This is a genomic window from Flavobacterium salmonis (genome assembly GCF_903819435.1).
Lineage (GTDB): Bacteria > Bacteroidota > Bacteroidia > Flavobacteriales > Flavobacteriaceae > Flavobacterium > Flavobacterium chungangense.
Genome location: NZ_CAIJDP010000053.1, coordinates 29,834 through 47,280 on the forward strand (window position 1 = coordinate 29,834; position 17,447 = coordinate 47,280).

The 17,447-nt window shown below is 32.9% G+C and carries 17 protein-coding genes and 1 pseudogene; 15 read left to right on the plus strand and 3 right to left on the minus strand.

Translation table 11 applies throughout. The features are described 5' to 3' along the window. Positions 1-19: 19 nt before the first annotated feature. The 11 genes from FLACHUCJ7_RS02165 (at position 20) to proC (ending at position 11,086) form a co-directional block, all read left to right on the plus strand. A complete protein-coding gene (locus tag FLACHUCJ7_RS02165; RefSeq protein WP_180907764.1) occupies positions 20-187 on the plus strand; it encodes a hypothetical protein in 168 nt (55 codons plus the stop codon). A gap of 24 nt (positions 188-211) precedes the next feature. Beyond that, entirely contained in the window at positions 212-754 is a 543-nt protein-coding gene (locus tag FLACHUCJ7_RS02170) for a DMP19 family protein (protein ID WP_180907765.1), read from the plus strand. Positions 755-966: 212 nt separating this feature from the next. Next, a complete protein-coding gene (locus FLACHUCJ7_RS02175; RefSeq protein WP_180907766.1) occupies positions 967-1,890 on the plus strand; it encodes a hypothetical protein in 924 nt (307 codons plus the stop codon). Positions 1,891-1,922: 32 nt separating this feature from the next. Then, positions 1,923-3,326 carry a tetratricopeptide repeat protein gene (locus FLACHUCJ7_RS02180; RefSeq protein WP_180907767.1) on the plus strand — a complete coding sequence of 468 codons (1,404 nt, stop codon included), beginning with the start codon at positions 1,923-1,925 and terminating at the stop codon, positions 3,324-3,326. 315 nt (positions 3,327-3,641) lie between these two features. Beyond that, on the plus strand, positions 3,642-4,913 hold the full coding sequence (gene serS, locus FLACHUCJ7_RS02185; protein WP_031456654.1) for a serine--tRNA ligase: 1,272 nt from the start codon (positions 3,642-3,644) through the stop codon (positions 4,911-4,913). Between the two features lie 76 nt (positions 4,914-4,989). Then, positions 4,990-5,832, plus strand: coding sequence for a prolipoprotein diacylglyceryl transferase (lgt, locus tag FLACHUCJ7_RS02190; protein ID WP_078228962.1), 843 nt, complete (start codon positions 4,990-4,992; stop codon positions 5,830-5,832). Between the two features lie 23 nt (positions 5,833-5,855). Then, a complete protein-coding gene (locus FLACHUCJ7_RS02195; RefSeq protein ID WP_180907768.1) occupies positions 5,856-7,637 on the plus strand; it encodes a tetratricopeptide repeat protein in 1,782 nt (593 codons plus the stop codon). A gap of 85 nt (positions 7,638-7,722) precedes the next feature. Next, positions 7,723-8,034 carry a DUF4286 family protein gene (locus FLACHUCJ7_RS02200; protein ID WP_078228964.1) on the plus strand — a complete coding sequence of 104 codons (312 nt, stop codon included), beginning with the start codon at positions 7,723-7,725 and terminating at the stop codon, positions 8,032-8,034. A 100-nt stretch (positions 8,035-8,134) separates the two neighbouring features. Beyond that, positions 8,135-8,920, plus strand: coding sequence for a 16S rRNA (adenine(1518)-N(6)/adenine(1519)-N(6))-dimethyltransferase RsmA (rsmA, locus tag FLACHUCJ7_RS02205; RefSeq protein WP_180907769.1), 786 nt, complete (start codon positions 8,135-8,137; stop codon positions 8,918-8,920). Further along, positions 8,904-10,253, plus strand: coding sequence for a magnesium transporter (gene mgtE, locus FLACHUCJ7_RS02210; protein ID WP_031456649.1), 1,350 nt, complete (start codon positions 8,904-8,906; stop codon positions 10,251-10,253). Before rsmA ends, mgtE begins: the two co-directional genes overlap by 17 nt. 56 nt (positions 10,254-10,309) lie before the next feature. After that, on the plus strand, positions 10,310-11,086 hold the full coding sequence (gene proC, locus FLACHUCJ7_RS02215) for a pyrroline-5-carboxylate reductase (RefSeq protein WP_078228966.1): 777 nt from the start codon (positions 10,310-10,312) through the stop codon (positions 11,084-11,086). Positions 11,087-11,208: 122 nt separating this feature from the next. Here the strand turns inward: proC and FLACHUCJ7_RS02220 are convergent, their stop codons facing one another. Together FLACHUCJ7_RS02220 and nhaA are read right to left on the minus strand one after the other, a co-directional pair. After that, positions 11,209-11,610: a hypothetical protein gene (locus FLACHUCJ7_RS02220; protein WP_180907770.1), complete on the minus strand. Its 402-nt coding sequence runs from the start codon at positions 11,608-11,610 to the stop codon at positions 11,209-11,211. Between the two features lie 84 nt (positions 11,611-11,694). Next, a pseudogene (nhaA, locus tag FLACHUCJ7_RS02225) lies at positions 11,695-12,841 on the minus strand (Na+/H+ antiporter NhaA). A 171-nt stretch (positions 12,842-13,012) separates the two neighbouring features. Here nhaA and FLACHUCJ7_RS02230 point away from each other — a divergent pair. The 4 genes from FLACHUCJ7_RS02230 (at position 13,013) to FLACHUCJ7_RS02245 (ending at position 15,350) form a co-directional block, all read left to right on the plus strand. Then, a complete protein-coding gene (locus FLACHUCJ7_RS02230; protein WP_180907771.1) occupies positions 13,013-13,960 on the plus strand; it encodes a 2-hydroxyacid dehydrogenase in 948 nt (315 codons plus the stop codon). Positions 13,961-14,138: 178 nt separating this feature from the next. Then, positions 14,139-14,510: a DUF805 domain-containing protein gene (locus tag FLACHUCJ7_RS02235; RefSeq protein WP_078228969.1), complete on the plus strand. Its 372-nt coding sequence runs from the start codon at positions 14,139-14,141 to the stop codon at positions 14,508-14,510. A gap of 17 nt (positions 14,511-14,527) precedes the next feature. Beyond that, positions 14,528-14,911 carry a DUF4234 domain-containing protein gene (locus tag FLACHUCJ7_RS02240; RefSeq protein WP_078228970.1) on the plus strand — a complete coding sequence of 128 codons (384 nt, stop codon included), beginning with the start codon at positions 14,528-14,530 and terminating at the stop codon, positions 14,909-14,911. Next, positions 14,886-15,350, plus strand: coding sequence for a DUF2752 domain-containing protein (locus FLACHUCJ7_RS02245; protein WP_031456642.1), 465 nt, complete (start codon positions 14,886-14,888; stop codon positions 15,348-15,350). The genes FLACHUCJ7_RS02240 and FLACHUCJ7_RS02245 overlap by 26 nt, the downstream gene beginning before the upstream one ends. 240 nt (positions 15,351-15,590) lie before the next feature. On the opposite strand, the gene FLACHUCJ7_RS02250 is transcribed toward FLACHUCJ7_RS02245, so the two are convergent. Next, positions 15,591-17,399 carry a GNAT family N-acyltransferase gene (locus FLACHUCJ7_RS02250; RefSeq protein WP_078228971.1) on the minus strand — a complete coding sequence of 603 codons (1,809 nt, stop codon included), beginning with the start codon at positions 17,397-17,399 and terminating at the stop codon, positions 15,591-15,593. Between the last annotated feature and the right edge of the window lie 48 nt (positions 17,400-17,447).

The following is a 17,447-nucleotide window of genomic DNA, read 5'->3' on the forward strand; positions in this document are numbered from 1 at the left end:
TCACATAAAGTTTTATACTATGGCTAAAGGACCCGAAAAAAACACTAAAAATAAGGCTTTGCATACCAAATTGTTAAATCGGAAAAACGCTAAGCTTCAGGAGGAAAAAAAAGAACGTGCATTGCGATTGAAAGCTTTAGTTGCAAAAATGAATGAAAAAAAGAGTAATAACGATGATGGCATATAAAACAATCCCAAAACAAAAATAAAAATGGAGGAATTCGGAAGAATAATAATTTCAGAAACAGCAATAAACAGCGAATATCCTCAGGATGTTGTTAATTCAAATATTTCGGTAATCAATTTAATGCGCGAAGAAAAAATCGATGATGATTTAATACATGAAGATGCTTTATTGAGTTATTATTTAGATTATTATACTTCAAAATATACCGAAGGTAATTTCGCAAAGTTTGTATATGATTCCGGATGGAATAAAGAACTGAACGAATTGATTGAAGAAGGTTTGACCATAATTGGTGCCGAAAAGCATTTAGCCTTATTTCAGGAGCAAAGCAGGAAACTGCGATTACAAAGCAATATCAAACTTGGTAAATTTTTAAAGGGAAAATTAGAAGGGCCAAATCCGTTTCGGGATCTTTTAAATAATGATTTGTTTTTTGGACTGGAGGAAAATATAACCTTATTAAATGCTGCATTCCTCAAATCACATCCTGATACCGAAGTACTTTCTGTAGATGATATGTTTGAGGTTTTGGAGAAATTTGTAGGCCATGAGATTAAGAGAGCATAAAACAGGAAACAAAGGTTCAGTGTTTGAAGGTTTTTTCACAGTCTGAAATAAAAAACTTTAAAATTCTGTCTTTTCTAAATTTGTTAATTTTTTAAAAAATCTCTGCAAATTTTTGGATATCTCTGTAAAATGATTTCAAATTTTTGATTTTATTTAAAAAGCTTATTAAGAATATTTTATATTTGAAAGCCCCAATACTAAAATCAAAACCAATGAAAATCAAAACCTACTTAATTCTTATCGGCACTTTTTTATTTTTAAGCTCCTGCGAAAAAAACAAAAAACAAGCCATTGAAGATAATGACACAGCTTTAGCCTTACACGCTCAACCCGAAAATGTGAAACAAAAACTTATTGAAAAACTTATTTTTAAAGATAATGATGCTATAATAGTGTCTAAAGAACTCGATTTGGCTCTTTTGAAAAAAGTAACCACAAATTTAAACATAAGGTATGCTGATTTAAAAATCAATGAAACAACTTCTATAAGTTACAACGATAAAATCGCCTTTTTTGTAATTACTTATTTTGTTAAAACAGAAGAATCGGAAAAAGAAAATACCGGAGAGGATGACCCGGGAGATTTTTTTGAAAGAAAATATCTTTTTGTTAATAAAGCAGATGGAAAAATCATTGATCAGGAAACAGATTTTAATTTGAGCTACAATGAAAATGAAGGAATGAAGTTTTCGAAAACATATATTCTTAATAATCTGTTTCAGCTCAACCAAAATACAACAGCAGTTGCATTTTATACAGAAGAAAGCTCAGGAAGTCGTGTTGCTTTATATTCTCAGCAAAAATTTACGATCATTGCATTGGTAAATAATAAAATTAAAAAACTTTTATACGAATACCCAATTAGAAAAACGCAGGGAGATTCTAATGACAGAGGCTCTTTTGAATTGGAAACTTTAGAAACAGGTTTGATAATTTCTGATACAGAAACAAATGGTTTTTTGGATTTAATTGTTTCAAAAAATTTTTTATACGAAGTTGCAGTTGAAGAAGACCGGGAAAATGGAACCAAAGAACAAAGTAATATTAAAGTTAAAAAAGAATCTGAAAGGATAAAGTATAACGGAAATACTTATGAGTTTAAAAAAGATGAAAGATACAGATTTCTGGATAATTAAAACTGTAAGTTCAAAACGATAACCTATAAATTATGTATAAAAAAATAGTATTTGCCTTTATGCTTTTCCCTGCTTTTTTATTGGCTCAGGGTTACAATAAATCTAATAGAGTTACCCGTTATTTTTATGATGATCAGGTACCTTCAATAGAGATTTGGTATGGTACGGATAACATTAAAGACAGCATTAAAACATATTATCCAAACGGAAATTTGAACGAGGTTTTTTATCATGATGAAAAGGGCAGGAAGAATTCGAATTGTTTTCAATATAACAGACAAGGGGAGAAACTCGTTACCTGGAATTTTTTGCACGGAAAACTGCTCAGCAGAATCGATCATAAACTGCCTTTTAATAAAGATAGTGAAGAGGCAACAGAAAAAATGCTCAAATCACTTACAGAACTGAATCTAAAAACGAATTATAACCCGACAAATATCAAAGATATTACAACAAGGGGCTATCTAAGAGCCCGCCTTGGAAATAAAACTTTAGCGCTCGAGGATTTAAAAAGAGCCGAATTTCTGATAAATAAAAAACCTAAAGATACCACTAAAGTGGTTTCAGAATCTATAAAGGCAAGCAGAGAAAAATTCAAAAGCTCCCTTTATGATGTACTGGCAAATACTTATATGAGCCTTGAAATGGAAAATCCTGCATTTCAGTATTTTTACAAAGCAATGATTTGTGCTCCGGGTGATTATCGAATTTTATACAATTTTGCTAATTATTTACAACTAAGAAAATCCAATGATCTGGCACGATATTATTTAGAAAAAATTATAAAAGAAAAGCCGGAACATGGTCATGCCAGATGGGGGATTGCCAAATTATATTCGGATTTAGGAGAGTATGATAAGGCAATGGAAAATATTGAAATTGCTTTTAAGAAAGAAAAAACAATAATAGATCATTCATCAGATTACGGCGGAAGGGATTTAAAAACGACAAGAGGTTTACTTTATCATAAATTAGGGGAATCTGAAAAAGGGATTAAAGATCTTAAAGAAGCTTTGGAAATGGATAAAAACAATTCCTATGCAATGAAAAATCTTGGAATTATTTATTTGGAACAGAATAAATATAACGAAGCATGTCAGTTATTTACAAAAGCAAAAGAGCTGAATTATACCTTAATGTTTGATGAAAATGATTTGGATCTACTATTAGAAAGCGCCTGTAATAATATTCAGCGCGAAATAGTTCAAAAACAAGCGGCGTATGTTTTTCCTAATCCTGCAGTTTCTGTGATTTCAATTGAGAATTTTAATTCTAAAAACTTTGATTATTCATTCTTTGATTTCGAATCTAATCCAATCCTGAACGGAAAAAGTACAAATGGATCAATTGATGTTTCGGGGTTATCTTCAGGGTTTTATATTCTTAAAATTTCGAACAGAGAATCTTCAGAAACATTTAAAGTGATTAAGGAATAACATTTTCTAAAATCAGACTTAACTAAAATCGATTTTACAATTGAAAAAATAGGTAATACCGAGTATAAAAACATACAAAAGCGTTATCAGCAAATTAACCGTATGAAAAATAAAAATGCTGTTTTTCGTCTTTGGTAAAATTCATTTTGATCTTCTTTAATAAAAAACCTGACAAATCTCTGTCTAACCTTGGTAAAACTTTGCGAAACAACCTTTATAATGCATTTTTCCCTTAAAAGTTTGTCGTAATCTTAGGAAACATTTCCTTAAATTTGCTTCCGTTATAAAAAATACAATAGTTATAAAAACCAAGCTATGTTACAAATCGCATTTATTAGAGAAAATCAGGAGAAAGTAATCAAGGCTTTAGCAAAACGAAATATCGATGCTAAAAGCGTTGTGGAAGAGGTGGTGCAATTAGACGAAAATCGTCGCGCAACACAGGCAGAATTAGACAATACTTTAGCTGAATCTAATAAATTATCCAAGGATATTGGTGAATTAATGAAAGCGGGAGAGAAATCAAAAGCCGCAATCTTAAAAGAGAAAACAGTTTCATTAAAAGAAAAAAGTAAAGAATTAGGCGAAAAAGCAGAAGCTTTAGCTACCGAATTAACGAATAAATTATATACATTACCTAATCTTCCTGCTGATATTGTTCCAGAAGGGAAAACGCCCGAAGAAAATCTAAATGTTTTTGAAGAAGGTGATATTCCGGTTTTACATGAAGGCGCACAACCTCACTGGGAACTGGTAAAAAAATATGATATTATCGATTTTGAATTGGGTGTAAAAATTACTGGTGCAGGTTTTCCGGTTTACAAAGGAAAAGGTGCTCGTTTACAGCGTGCTTTAATCAATTATTTTTTAGATAAAAATACGGCTGCAGGTTACAACGAAGTTCAGGTGCCTCATTTGGTAAACGAAGCTTCTGGTTATGGAACCGGACAACTACCGGACAAAGAAGGACAAATGTATCATTCAACGATTGATGATTTATACTTGATTCCAACAGCTGAGGTTCCGGTTACAAATTTGTTCCGCGACGTACTTTTAACAGAAACGGAATTACCGGTTTTATATACAGCTTACACCCCATGTTTTCGTCGTGAGGCAGGTTCTTATGGAGCGCATGTACGCGGATTAAATCGTTTGCACCAATTTGATAAAGTTGAAATTGTACGCGTTGAACATCCGGATAAGTCTTACGAAGCACTTGACGGAATGGTAGAACATGTAAAAAATATTTTAAAAGAGTTAAAATTACCATACAGAATTTTACGCTTGTGTGGCGGTGATATGGGTTTCACTTCGGCTTTGACATATGATTTCGAAGTATTTTCTACCGCACAGGATCGCTGGTTAGAGATTAGCTCTGTATCTAACTTTGAGACTTTCCAGGCAAATCGTTTGAAATTACGTTTCAAAGATAAAGACGGAAAAAACCAATTGGCTCATACGCTTAATGGAAGTTCATTAGCTTTACCAAGAGTTTTGGCCGGTATTTTAGAAAATTACCAAACTCCGGAAGGAATTGTAATCCCTGAAGTTTTACGTCCTTACTGCGGATTTGATATTATAAATTAATTATATAGTAATTAGCTAAACCTAACAGGTTTCCAAAACCTGTTAGGTTTTCTTTTTTACAATAAACAATGGAAAAATGAGCGGAATATTAAACTGGAATGTCGATCCTGTTATTTTTTGGATAACAGATACTTTTCCTCTAAAATATTATGGAGCATTTTTTGCTGCCGGACTCCTGCTTGGTTTTTATATTGTTAGAAATATTTATAAAAAAGAAAATGTATCTTTAGAAAGTCTGGATAGTTTGCTGATTTATGTTATTGTTGGTACAGTACTTGGAGCCAGGCTTGGACATTGTTTTTTTTATGAACTGTCTTATTTTATTCAACATCCGATAGAAATACTTTTGCCAATTCAAAAAATTAAAGGCTCGTATGAATTTGTTGGTTTTCAGGGTTTGGCAAGTCACGGTGGAACTATTGGCGTTTTAATTGCGATACTGTTATACTGCAAAAAACATAAAGTACAGCTGCTGTGGATCTTAGACAGAATGGCTGTTGCCGTTCCTATTACAGCTGCTTTTATCAGGTTTGGTAATTTCATGAATTCAGAAATTTACGGGAAACCAACTAATGGAAAGTGGGGAGTAGTATTTCAAAGAGATGATTTGATTCCCAGACATCCAACGCAGTTATATGAGGCATTCTCGTATTTGTTTATTTTTGGTTTCTTGTTTTTTATGTTCCGATCACAAAAAATAAAAGAACGAGAGGGACTGATTTTTGGTTTTTTCCTCACGTTATTGTTTCTGGCTCGTTTTATAATTGAATTCTTCAAAGAAAATCAGGAAGTTTTTGAAAATAATATGCCAATTAATATGGGACAGATTTTAAGCATTCCCTTTATTTTAATTGGATTAACTTTGATAATCTGGAAATCAAAGCAAAAAAGGAATACATTGAAATTTTATAATGCTTAAAGTTAGCTTCTAAAAACCGAAATATGAAAAACATCTGTATCTATATCGTTTTGTTGTGGTCTACTTTTGTATTCTCCCAAAATGAGCAGCTCGCTCAATATTATTATGATAAAGGTGATTTCGAAAAAGCAAAAATCAGTTATGAAGAGCTTTTAAAAAGTGTACCATCCAATACGCAGTATTTTTTAAGAACAGTTGAATGTTATCAGCAGCTGCAGCAATTTATCAATGCTGATAAAGCTATTCAGGAAAGGTATAATAGATATAAACAGGGTGTTTTTTTAGTCGAATTAGGATATAATTTTCAATTACAGAAAAACGAATCTAAAGCTAAAAATTATTATGATCAGGCTGTCGAAAAAATAAAAACGAATCCGAATGATGTTTACGGAGTTGCGAATTCTTTCGAGAAAAAAGTATTGCTTGAATATGCTTTGAAATCCTACCAAACCGCAATGCAGGTGCAGCCCAATTACAATTTTAATTTCCAGATTGGAATGTTGTACGGGCAATTAGGGAAAACCGATTTAATGATAGATCTTTTACTGACAGAATCATTTCAAAATCCACAAAATTCAAATCTGATACAGGCACAATTATCACGTTTTATGAACGGTGAAAATGATAATACGGCTTTTAAAGATGCTATGCGTAAGGCTTTAATCCTGAAAACACAACAAAATCAGGATGTATTTTGGAACCATTATCTAAGTTGGTTTTATGTACAGCAGAAAGAATTTGGAAAAGCTTTTATTCAGGAAAAGGCCATTTATAAACGTGAACCGGAATCGTTGACAAGTATAGTTAATCTAAGTCAGTTTGCACTGAATGAAAATGATACTGAAACGGCTACTGAAATTTTGAATTTTATTTTGCTGAATACCAAAGATTTAAATTTACTGATTCAGACCAATGCTAATTTGATGCAAATTAAAATTGATAAGGCGCAGGAAAAGGATTACCCGGGCATCACTATCGAATTGGAACATTTGCTTGCAACTTACGGAATAACTCCTTTTACCTTATCTTTGCAAATAATTCAGGGTCATTTCCTGGCTTTTAATTTAAAAAAGACAGAAGAAGGCAAAGCAGTTGTAAAAAAAGCCTTAGAGCTTAATTTGAATGAGTATCAAAAAGCAGATGCCAAAATGGAATTGGGGGATATTTTGCTTTTGGAAGAAAAATACAATCAGGCATTGATTTATTATTCCCAAATTCAATTGGATTTGAAGAATGATGTGATGTCTCACGAAGCAAGTTTAAAAGCAGCAAAAGCAAGTTATTTTAAAACAGATTTTGAATGGGCTTTAAAACAATTCAAGGAATTAAAGTCGGCCAATACACAATTAATTGCAAATGATGCCCTGGAATATTTTTTGCTGATCAATGACAACACAGTTGCTGATTCGACACAAACGGCTTTGAAGCAATTTGCAAAAGGTGATTTTTTAATTTATCAAAATAAACAACAAGATGCAATTATACAGTTTCAGAATATTTTGAAGTCTTTCAAGGGACAGGAAATTGAAGCTGTAACAATGTTGCGTTTAGGTAAAATATATGAAAGTCTGAAAGATTATAATTCGGCTTTAAGCCAATACCAGCAAATCATTGATCATCATAGCGACGGAATTTATGTAGATGAAGCGCTGTTTTTTTCGGCAGAAATTTACAACGATCAATTAAAAGATATAGAAAAAGCAAAACCTTTGTATGAAAAGGTGATTTTTAACCATCAGGATAGTATTTACTTTGTTGATGCCAGAAAAAAATACCGCGAGTTAAGAGGAGACAAGAATTTATAAAATAGATTTTTGGATTATTAGAAAGTTAGATCATTAGATTTCTAACAATCTAAGATGTCTAACAATCTAATAATCTAAGAAAAAAATGATTATTTACAACGTTACCACCAATATACACGAAAGCGTTCATGACCAATGGTTAAAATGGATGCAGGAAAAACATATACCGGAAATTCTGGCTACAAACAAGTTTTCTTCAGCACGAATCGTAAAAGTTTTGATTGAAGAAGAAATGGGGGGAATTACATATTCTGTTCAGTATTTTACAGACAGCAAAGCAACTTTAGAGAAATATTATCTTGAAGATGCACCAAAATTTCGTCAGGAAGCCCAGGAATTGTTTGCCGATAAAATGCTTTCTTTCAGAACCGAATTAGAAGTGATCTCGGAACATTAAAAAAGATAGTTAGATCGTTGACTTTTTAGACAGTTAGAAGCTTTTTCTAAAAATCTAATAAGTCTAACGATCTAATAAGTCTAACAATCTAAAAGAAATAATGGAAAAAGTAAAAGCCAAAAAACATTTAGGACAACACTTCCTGAAAGACGAAAGTATCGCCAAAGCAATTGCAGATACTTTGAGTTTACAGGGATATGATGAGGTTTTAGAAATAGGGCCGGGAATGGGTGTGCTGACTAAATATTTGCTTGACAAACCAATTAACACACACGTAATCGAGATTGATACGGAATCTGTAGTGTATTTGAGTGAAAATTATCCAAAATTAAAAGACAAGATTATCCCTCAGGATTTCCTGAAATACAATATTAATGAGGTTTACGAAAACAAGCAATTTGCCATTATCGGAAACTTTCCTTATAATATTTCAACACAGATCGTTTTTAGGACTTTAGAATTTAAACATCAGATTCCGGAATTTTCGGGGATGTTTCAAAAAGAAGTTGCTGAGCGAATCTGCGAGAAAAAAGGCTCTAAAGCTTACGGAATCTTGTCCGTTTTAGCACAGGCTTTCTATGATACTGAGTATCTGTTCACTGTTGACGAAAATGTTTTTATTCCTCCGCCCAAGGTAAAATCGGGTGTGATGAAAATGACCCGAAAGGAAGATTATAGTCTTCCTTGTGGTGAGAAGTTGTTCTTTACGGTAGTGAAAACTGCTTTTCAGCAAAGACGAAAAACATTACGTAACAGTTTGAAAACATTAAATTTAACTGATAATTTGCGATTAGACACTATCTTTGATAAACGTCCCGAGCAACTAAGTGTAGATGAATTTATTGAACTGACTCAAAAGATAGAAGCCGATGGAGTTCAAAGTTAGCAAAGAATTAATACATCAATTAGAAGAGCACATTGTTCACAAAAACGACAAAGAACTTGAAGTTTTACTTAACGATCTGCACCATGCCGATATTGCCGAAATCCTCGATGAACTGGATTTTGACGAGGCAACCTATATTTTTAAGGTTTTAGACAGTGATAAAACCGCTGAAATTCTTCTTGAGCTGGAAGATGATTTGCGGGAGAATATCTTAAGCCGACTTTCGCCAAAAGAGATTGCAGAAGAGCTTGATGAACTCGAAACTAATGATGCGGCAGATATTATTGCCGAACTTTCGCAGGAAATTAAAGCCGAAGTAATCTCGGAGCTAATTGATGTTGAACACGCAAAAGACATTGTTGATTTATTGCGTTACGACGAAAACTCTGCCGGAGGTTTGATGGGAAAGGAGCTGGTAAAAGTCAATGAGAATTGGAATGTACTGACTTGTGTGAAAGAAATGCGTATTCAGGCCGAAAATGTGTCCAGAGTACATTCAATTTATGTGGTTGATGATGAAAATCGCTTAAAAGGAAGATTATCACTAAAAGACTTATTGACAACTTCGACCAAAACACAAATTGGAGATATTTATATTCGGAAATTAAATTTTGTAAACGTAGATACTGAAGATGTTGAGGTAGCGCGTATCATGCAAAAATACGATTTGGAAGCTATTCCGGTTGTAGATGAATTGGGTCGTCTTGTTGGTAGAATTACAATTGATGATATCGTAGACGTAATCAAGGACGAAGCTGATAAAGATTACCAGTTAGCGGCGGGTATTACGCAGGACGTTGAATCAAATGACAGTGTTTTAGAATTAACAAAAGCACGTTTACCCTGGCTTTTAATTGGAATGGTAATCGAAATTGTAGCTTCTTTTGTTTTAAAAGGAAACGAAGAAACATTTCAAACCTATTCAACCTTAATTATTTTTGTGCCTTTACTTTCGGCAACTGCAGGAAACATAGGCGTTCAGGCATCAGCAATTGTAGTTCAGGGGCTTGCAAACGGAACGTTGAAAGAATTTAGCCGAGGTTATTTTACCAAAGAAATTACCGTTTCGATGATTTCCGGAAGTATCATTTCATTGCTTTTACTTGGATATCATTCAATTATGTATCAACAGTATTTAGTAGGTCTGGCAATTTCAATTTCGATGATTGTAGTGATTTTATTTGCTGCAACTTTGGGGACTCTGGTGCCGCTTTTCCTTCATAAAAACAAAATAGACCCCGCTATTGCAACAGGTCCTTTTATCACAACAACCAATGATGTTTTTGGAATTATGCTCTATTTTGGAGTTGCCAAACTGATTCTTGGATTTTAAATGTTGAATTATACAAAACAGCTATTAACCAATTAGAATATAAATTAACAATCAGAATGAAAGTACATATCATAGGAGGAGGAAATCTTGGTGTTTCTATTGCCTTGGGAATTGCGAAATTTTCACAAAGTCACAAAGTCACCGTAACCAGAAGAAATACCGCCAGTATTCAATATTTAACCGAATTAGGAATTACGGTTTCTTCAGATAATAAACATAACATTCAGGAAGCTGATGTTATAATTTTAACTATTAAACCCTATCAGGTAGATACAGTTCTGACAGAGATTTTGCCAATTATTCAGGGCAAAACCATTGCATCTGCAGTAAGTGGTTTGTCTTTGGAAATGCTTCAGTCAAAAACGAATAATGAATATCCGGTAGTGAGAATCATGCCGAACATCGCTGCACAATTTGGAGAATCTGCAACTTGTATTTCTTTTCCTGAAAAAGACAGGGAAAAAGCATTGCCAATCGTAGATTTATTTCAGGATTTGGGAACTGCACCGGTTATTGATGAGAAATTAATGGATGCGGCCACTGTTTTAGGAGCTTGTGGAACCGCTTATGCTTTAAGATATATTCGTGCTTCAATGCAGGCCGGTATCGAAATTGGATTTGATTCTCAGACAGCTTTGGCAATTGCGGCACAAACTGTAAAAGGAGCAGCAAAAATGTTGTTGGAAGAGAAAGTGCATCCGGAACAGTTAATCGACCGTGTAACAACTCCTCAGGGCTGTACAATTGTAGGTTTAAATGAAATGGAACACAATGGATTCAGTTCATCTTTAATAAAAGGAATCAAAACTTCTTTGAAACAAATCAAGGGATAGTTTTTAAAAGAAATTCCAATATAAAAATTCCAAATTCCAAGTTTGTATAGCTGGGATTTGGAATTTATTTTTGGTATTGTTTTATGATTTAGAAAAGGAGAAATTAATCGTAGCTAGAAAATCTAATTCTTCATTTTGATACAATTAATCTTTTCGGTTGTTAAATATACAGAATCAGAGATAGTTGAATAATAAATTTTCGTGACTTTGCATTTGCAATTTTCTTTTTCTAATGTCAAAACTACTATTCTTGGGCCACTTGGAGGATTATTTCCACGTTCCCAATTTATTATTTTAAAACCTCTGGATTTTAGTCTTTCAGCTAATTTCAATTTTTCATCTTTATCATCTGCAATGTTGTAGACGGGTTTATCATATAGATCAGGGTATTCAATAGATTGTCCATTTGAATATTTAATTACTAAATCAAGAGTTTTATCAATAAAATCAGAATTTGTTTCTTTATTTTTAGAACAAGAAAAGAATATAAGAATTCCGATAAAAAGAAAATAGATGTTCTTCATTAGTATAATTTATTAATCAATGAACAATTGTAAGGATTAAGATTTGTAAAACATAATTCTTCAAAAAATCTTGGTGTCAAAAAATTATAAGATTTTTTTTCTGGTCAAAATAAACTTCAAATAAACAAATCCGAAAATACCCGAAAGCACAGAAGCAATCAGAATCGCAATTTTAGAGAAAACAATTATTTCAGGATCTTTAAAAGCTAAAATGGTAATGAAGATTGACATCGTAAAACCAATTCCGCCAAGCATTCCGGCACCTAAAATGTGCTTCCATTTTAATTTTTTTGGTAAAGCACAAAGACCAGCGTTTACTCCAATAAAAGAAAAAAGTAAAATGCCTAGAGGTTTACCAATAACCAATCCTAAAACAATTCCGAATGTGTTTGTGTGGTTTAAACCTTCATGCCAATCTAATTCTATGGCGATGCATGTATTTGCAATAGCAAATAATGGTAAAATCAGAAACGCTACAGGTTTGTGTAAAAAGTGCTGTAGTTTATAGGATGATGATTTTTTACCGCCATCTCCAAACGGAATTACAAATGCTAATATAACCCCGGTAATAGTGGCATGAACCCCGGAGTTTAGCATGAAATACCACATGGCAACACCACCAATCAAATACGGAATCAGGTTATTAATTTTCATTCTGTTCAAAACAAATAAAAGTCCCCATATTCCTAAGGCAATAGCAAGATTTATAAAAGCAATTGAAGACGTATAAAAAATAGCAATTACGATAATAGCACCTAAATCATCAATAACTGCCAATGCTGTTAGAAATACTTTTAGTGATACTGGGACTTTATTTCCCAAAAGCGATAAAATTCCAATAGCAAATGCAATATCGGTTGCCATAGGTATTCCGGCTCCATTTTGTGTTGCAGTACCGTAATTTAAAGCTAAAAATAGACCAGCGGGGATCAACATTCCACCAAATGCGGCTATGATTGGCAAAGTTGCATTTTTGATGCTTGACAATTCACCATGGTAAATTTCGCGTTCTAGTTCTAATCCAATCAGTAAAAAAAAAAATCGTCATCAAACAATCATTAATCCAATGTGTAATAGAATGTTCGCCAAAATCTTTTTCCCATAAAGCAATATATTCCGTCTGAAATAATGAATTGGCCAATGTAAGCGAAAGAATAGTGACAAAAAGCAATAAAAGGCCTCCTGATTTTTCGTTTTCAAAAAAGGTTTTAAAGGTTTTAGTCAATTTCATTTAAGAGAAGTTATCTTGATATAAGAAGAATATTGAAAGGCATTTTCATCTGTGTTATTTCAAAGTTAAAAAAAATTAGGTCAATAAAAACCTGCGTTTATCAGTTTGAAACAATCTCAATTAAAAAATAAAGAATAAACTGTATTTTTGTTTTATCTAAATTTAAAAATAATGAGCATAAAAATTCTACATATCGATAACAATCATCCCACTCTCTGGAAGCAATTAGAAGAGGCCGGTTTTGAAAATCATTCTGATTTTACATCTACAAAAGAAGAAATTGAAGCCAAAATTCAGGATTATAACGGAATCGTAATCCGAAGCCGTTTTAAAATTGACAAACAATTTATCGATAAAGCTGTTAACCTTCAGTTTATTGCCAGGGTAGGAGCAGGATTAGAAAGTATTGATTGCGATTACGCATTAGATAAGGATATTCATTTGATCGCTGCTCCCGAAGGTAATTGCAACGCTGTTGCAGAACATACTTTAGGAATGATTTTGTCACTTTTTAATAAACTAAATCAGGCAGACAGCGAAATCCGATCTGGTGCATGGAATCGTGAAAGTAACCGCGGATATGAACTAGACGGAAAAACAGTCGGAATTATTGGATATGGTAATATGGGGAAAGCCTTTGCCAAAAAACTCCGTGGTTTTGATGTAGAGGTATTGTGTTATGATATTGTGGATAACATGGGAGATGAAAATGCAAAACAGGTTTCATTACAGGAATTACAGAAAAAAACCGATGTTTTAAGTCTGCATATTCCATGGACACCGGACACAGACAAAATGATCGATCTGAATTTTATTAATGCATTTACAAAGCCGTTCTGGATTATTAATACATCTCGTGGTAAAAATATAGTGACGGCAGATTTAGTTGAGGCCATGAAATCTGAAAAAGTTTTAGGAGCTGGTTTAGATGTATTGGAATATGAGAAATTATCTTTTGAGACCCTTTTTCAGGATAAAAATACTCCTGAAGCTTTTCAGTATCTCTTAGATGGTAAAAAAGTGATTCTGACTCCTCATATTGCCGGATGGACATTCGAAAGCCATGAACGTTTAGCACAGGTAATTGTAGATAAAATAAAAGCTCTGTATGTAAAATAACAGCCCAGTTGAGTTTTAGGTTTTAATAACAGGTTTTTTCTGTAAAATATATTTTGCAGAATTAGTTTTTGAAGTTATTTTTTTTTAATATTGTTGCTAAATTTAACAAAATTTTAAATTAAGGAGGAACTGAAAATCCTAAAAAGAGTAAGTATTAACTAATTAAATTTTATTAATTATGATTGAATGGTACAAAAAAGTGGTTTTTGAAAATTATGCAAATTTTAATGGTCGTGCAAGAAGAAGTGAATATTGGTACTTTGCTTTGTTAAATGGTATTATTAGTATCGCTTTGAGCTTTGTTCTGGGCTTTATTTCACCAAGTTTAGGGCTTGCAGCCAACCTTTATAGCTTAGCTGTATTAATCCCTTCGATAGCGGTTGGTGTTAGAAGAATGCACGATGTTGGAAAAAGCGGATGGTTTATCATTATTCCAATCTACAATTTAATCCTTGCATGTACTGAGGGTGAAAAAGGAACAAACGAATATGGTCCGGATCCTAAAAACAATTTTGACGAAATCAATGAAATCGGAAAGGCTGAGGCATAATCACATAATTGAATAATATGGAAACTACAAAGCCAGAAGAATGGAATAATTCAAATCCTGAAATACCGGTATTTAAGGTTGACCCAATTATGGTATTAGTCTTTGGATTTTTAACTTGCGGATTATATTTGATTTACTGGAATATTAAAGTTGCAGAAGTTTTTAATGCAGTGGCTAAAAGAGAAGTTATTTCTCAGCCAATTGCAATTTTTGCCGGATGTTGTATGCCTATAAATATTTACTTCTATTATTTAGCAGGTAAAGAGGCTTTGCCAAAAGTATACGAACAAACAGGTGAACTTCAAAAAGATCAATCAACTTTATTAATCCTTTTAGGTTTCTTTTTTCCTATAGCCGCAGCAATGATCGTACAAGGTGACATCAACAGATTGTATAAATAATAATAGAATAAAACGTAAAATTTACGGAATTATCGGTGCATTAATAACACTGATAGTTCCGTTTTTTTTAATGTTGCAAAATCATAATAATCATTTAGAATCAGATCAGTCTTTATGTCCTTTTAAAATGCTTACCGGATTTCCTTGTCCGGGTTGCGGTATAACTAAATCGTTGGTATACTTTTATCAGGGAGATATTTATAAAAGTATTAGCTATCATATTTTAGGCCCGTTTGTAATTCTTTTTTGCTGTCTGACAATTATTGTGTTAACAGTAGAGATAATTAATAAAAAAGAATATTTTACCACTCTTTTATACAATAAAAAATTAGCTTATAATCTGGCTTATTTTCTGGCTATTTATCACTTTGTAAGATTGATAGTTTTTATTGCAAACCATTCTTTTGATGCTATTTTGCATCAGTCTGTCTGGTTTTAAAATAAAAAAAAATCCCAACCACAAGGGAGGGCACTGAAAAAGTGGCTATTTATCAAAAGAGGTTGTTTTCAAATATGAAAACAACCTCTTTTTCTTTAATGTATTCGGATAGGTGATTGAGAACATTTCGTACAGACGATTCTCAGAGCCTCCATTTTACTTGTAAAATTACCTTTTTAATTTTAAAGGACTTTTTCAGTGCCCTCCCACAAGGTTAGGATTTTTTTTTATTTTTCTTTATTAATTAATGTCCTCTTTCTCAGCTAATTTACGCTCCAGTTCAATCTGAAACTCTTCTATTACAGGTTTCATCGTACTTTCAGGAATATCTGCAATCCTGATGTACATTAAACCATCGACTGCATTGTTAAACAACGGATCAACATTAAAAGCTACTACTCGCGCATTTTGTTTGATATATTTTTTGATTAATACCGGCAAACGCAAGTTCCCTGGTTCCAGTTCATCAATAATTTTATCAAATTTGTTAAGGTCTGATTCTGCTTCGTCAAAAATAAAATCTTTGTCAGCGTCTTTCAGTTTTACCTTATAAGCCTTTTTCGGATGAATATACTGAGCGATATAAGGATCATAATAGTTTGACTTCATAAATTCAATCATCAGCGATTTTGAGAAGTCAGAGAACTGGTTACTGATGCTTACGCCACCCAATAAATATTTATGTTCCGGATAACGCAAAGTCGTATGAATAATTCCTTTCCATAGTAAGAACAATGGCATAGGTTTTTGCTGGTATTCTTTGACGATAAACGCACGACCCATTTCTATTGATTTATGCATCATATCATGCAACTCCGGTTCAAATCTAAAAAGATCGTTCAGGTAGAAGCCTTCAATGCCGTATTTTGGGTAAATTTCAGAGCCTAATCCCATACGGTAAGCACCGGCAATTTTTTTAGTATCCTCATCCCACAAAAACATATGATGGTAATACTGGTCAAACTGGTCTAAATCTATTGATTCATTGGTTCCTTCACCTACTTCACGAAAAGTAATTTCGCGTAAACGGCCAATTTCATGCAAAATATTCGGTATCGATTTTGCTCTTGCAAAAAAGACTTCATAATTTTTACTTTGCAATAAACGACAGTCACTGTTTCGTAAAGCATCTACTTCAGCAATCATTTTTGCTTCATTTGCAGGAGTAGCAATTTTTTTAGGTGCTTTCGTAATTTTTAAATTAGCCGTATCCAGTAACTTATGATCTTTTTCAAAAGGATTGGCCAGCATATAGGTTTTCTTTCTTAAAAACTCAGAGTATTCTTCAAACGATTCAATTTCGTTTTGTTCGTTTACCGAAATTGGTTTGCCGATACGAACCTTAATAACACGGTCTTTTTGAGTAAGCAATTCCGATGGTAATTTTGCAGTACGCAAAGTATCATCAATTTTAGAAAGCCAATAGAACAATCTGCTGTTTTTGGCATGAAAATAAATCGGGACAACCGGAACTTTAGCTTTTCTAATTAGTTTTAAAGCTCCTTCTTCCCAAGGTTTGTCAACTACCAGTTTTCCATCTCTGTAAGTCGACACTTCCCCGGCAGGGAAAATACCCAAAGGTTTTCCATCACTTAAATGACGTAAGGTTTCCTTAATTCCAACCACGCTGGATTTAGCATCCCTATGATTTTCAAAAGGATTAACCGGCATGATATATTTTTTAAGCGGAACAATTCGGTGTAATAAAAAGTTGGCAATAATCTTGAAATTAGGTTCTCTTTCAAGCATTAATTTCAATAATAAAATACCATCAATTCCTCCAAGCGGATGATTTGAAATAGTGATATAAGCACCATCTTTAGGCAAACGTTTTAAGTCTTCTTCCGGAATTTCAAACTTAATTTGTAATTCATCCAATACTCCGTTCAAAAAAGGAACGTCTTCTAAATGTTTATTATGATCGTATATTTTATTAAGGGTTGATATCTTAAGAACCTTCATAAGAATCCAGCCTGAAAAAGTACCGAAAACCCCGTACTTCTCAACATTTATCGCCTTTGCAACTTCTTTCGCGGTAACTAAACCCATCTACTATTTTTAATTTATTAGAACAGCGAACAAAGATAACAAAAAACT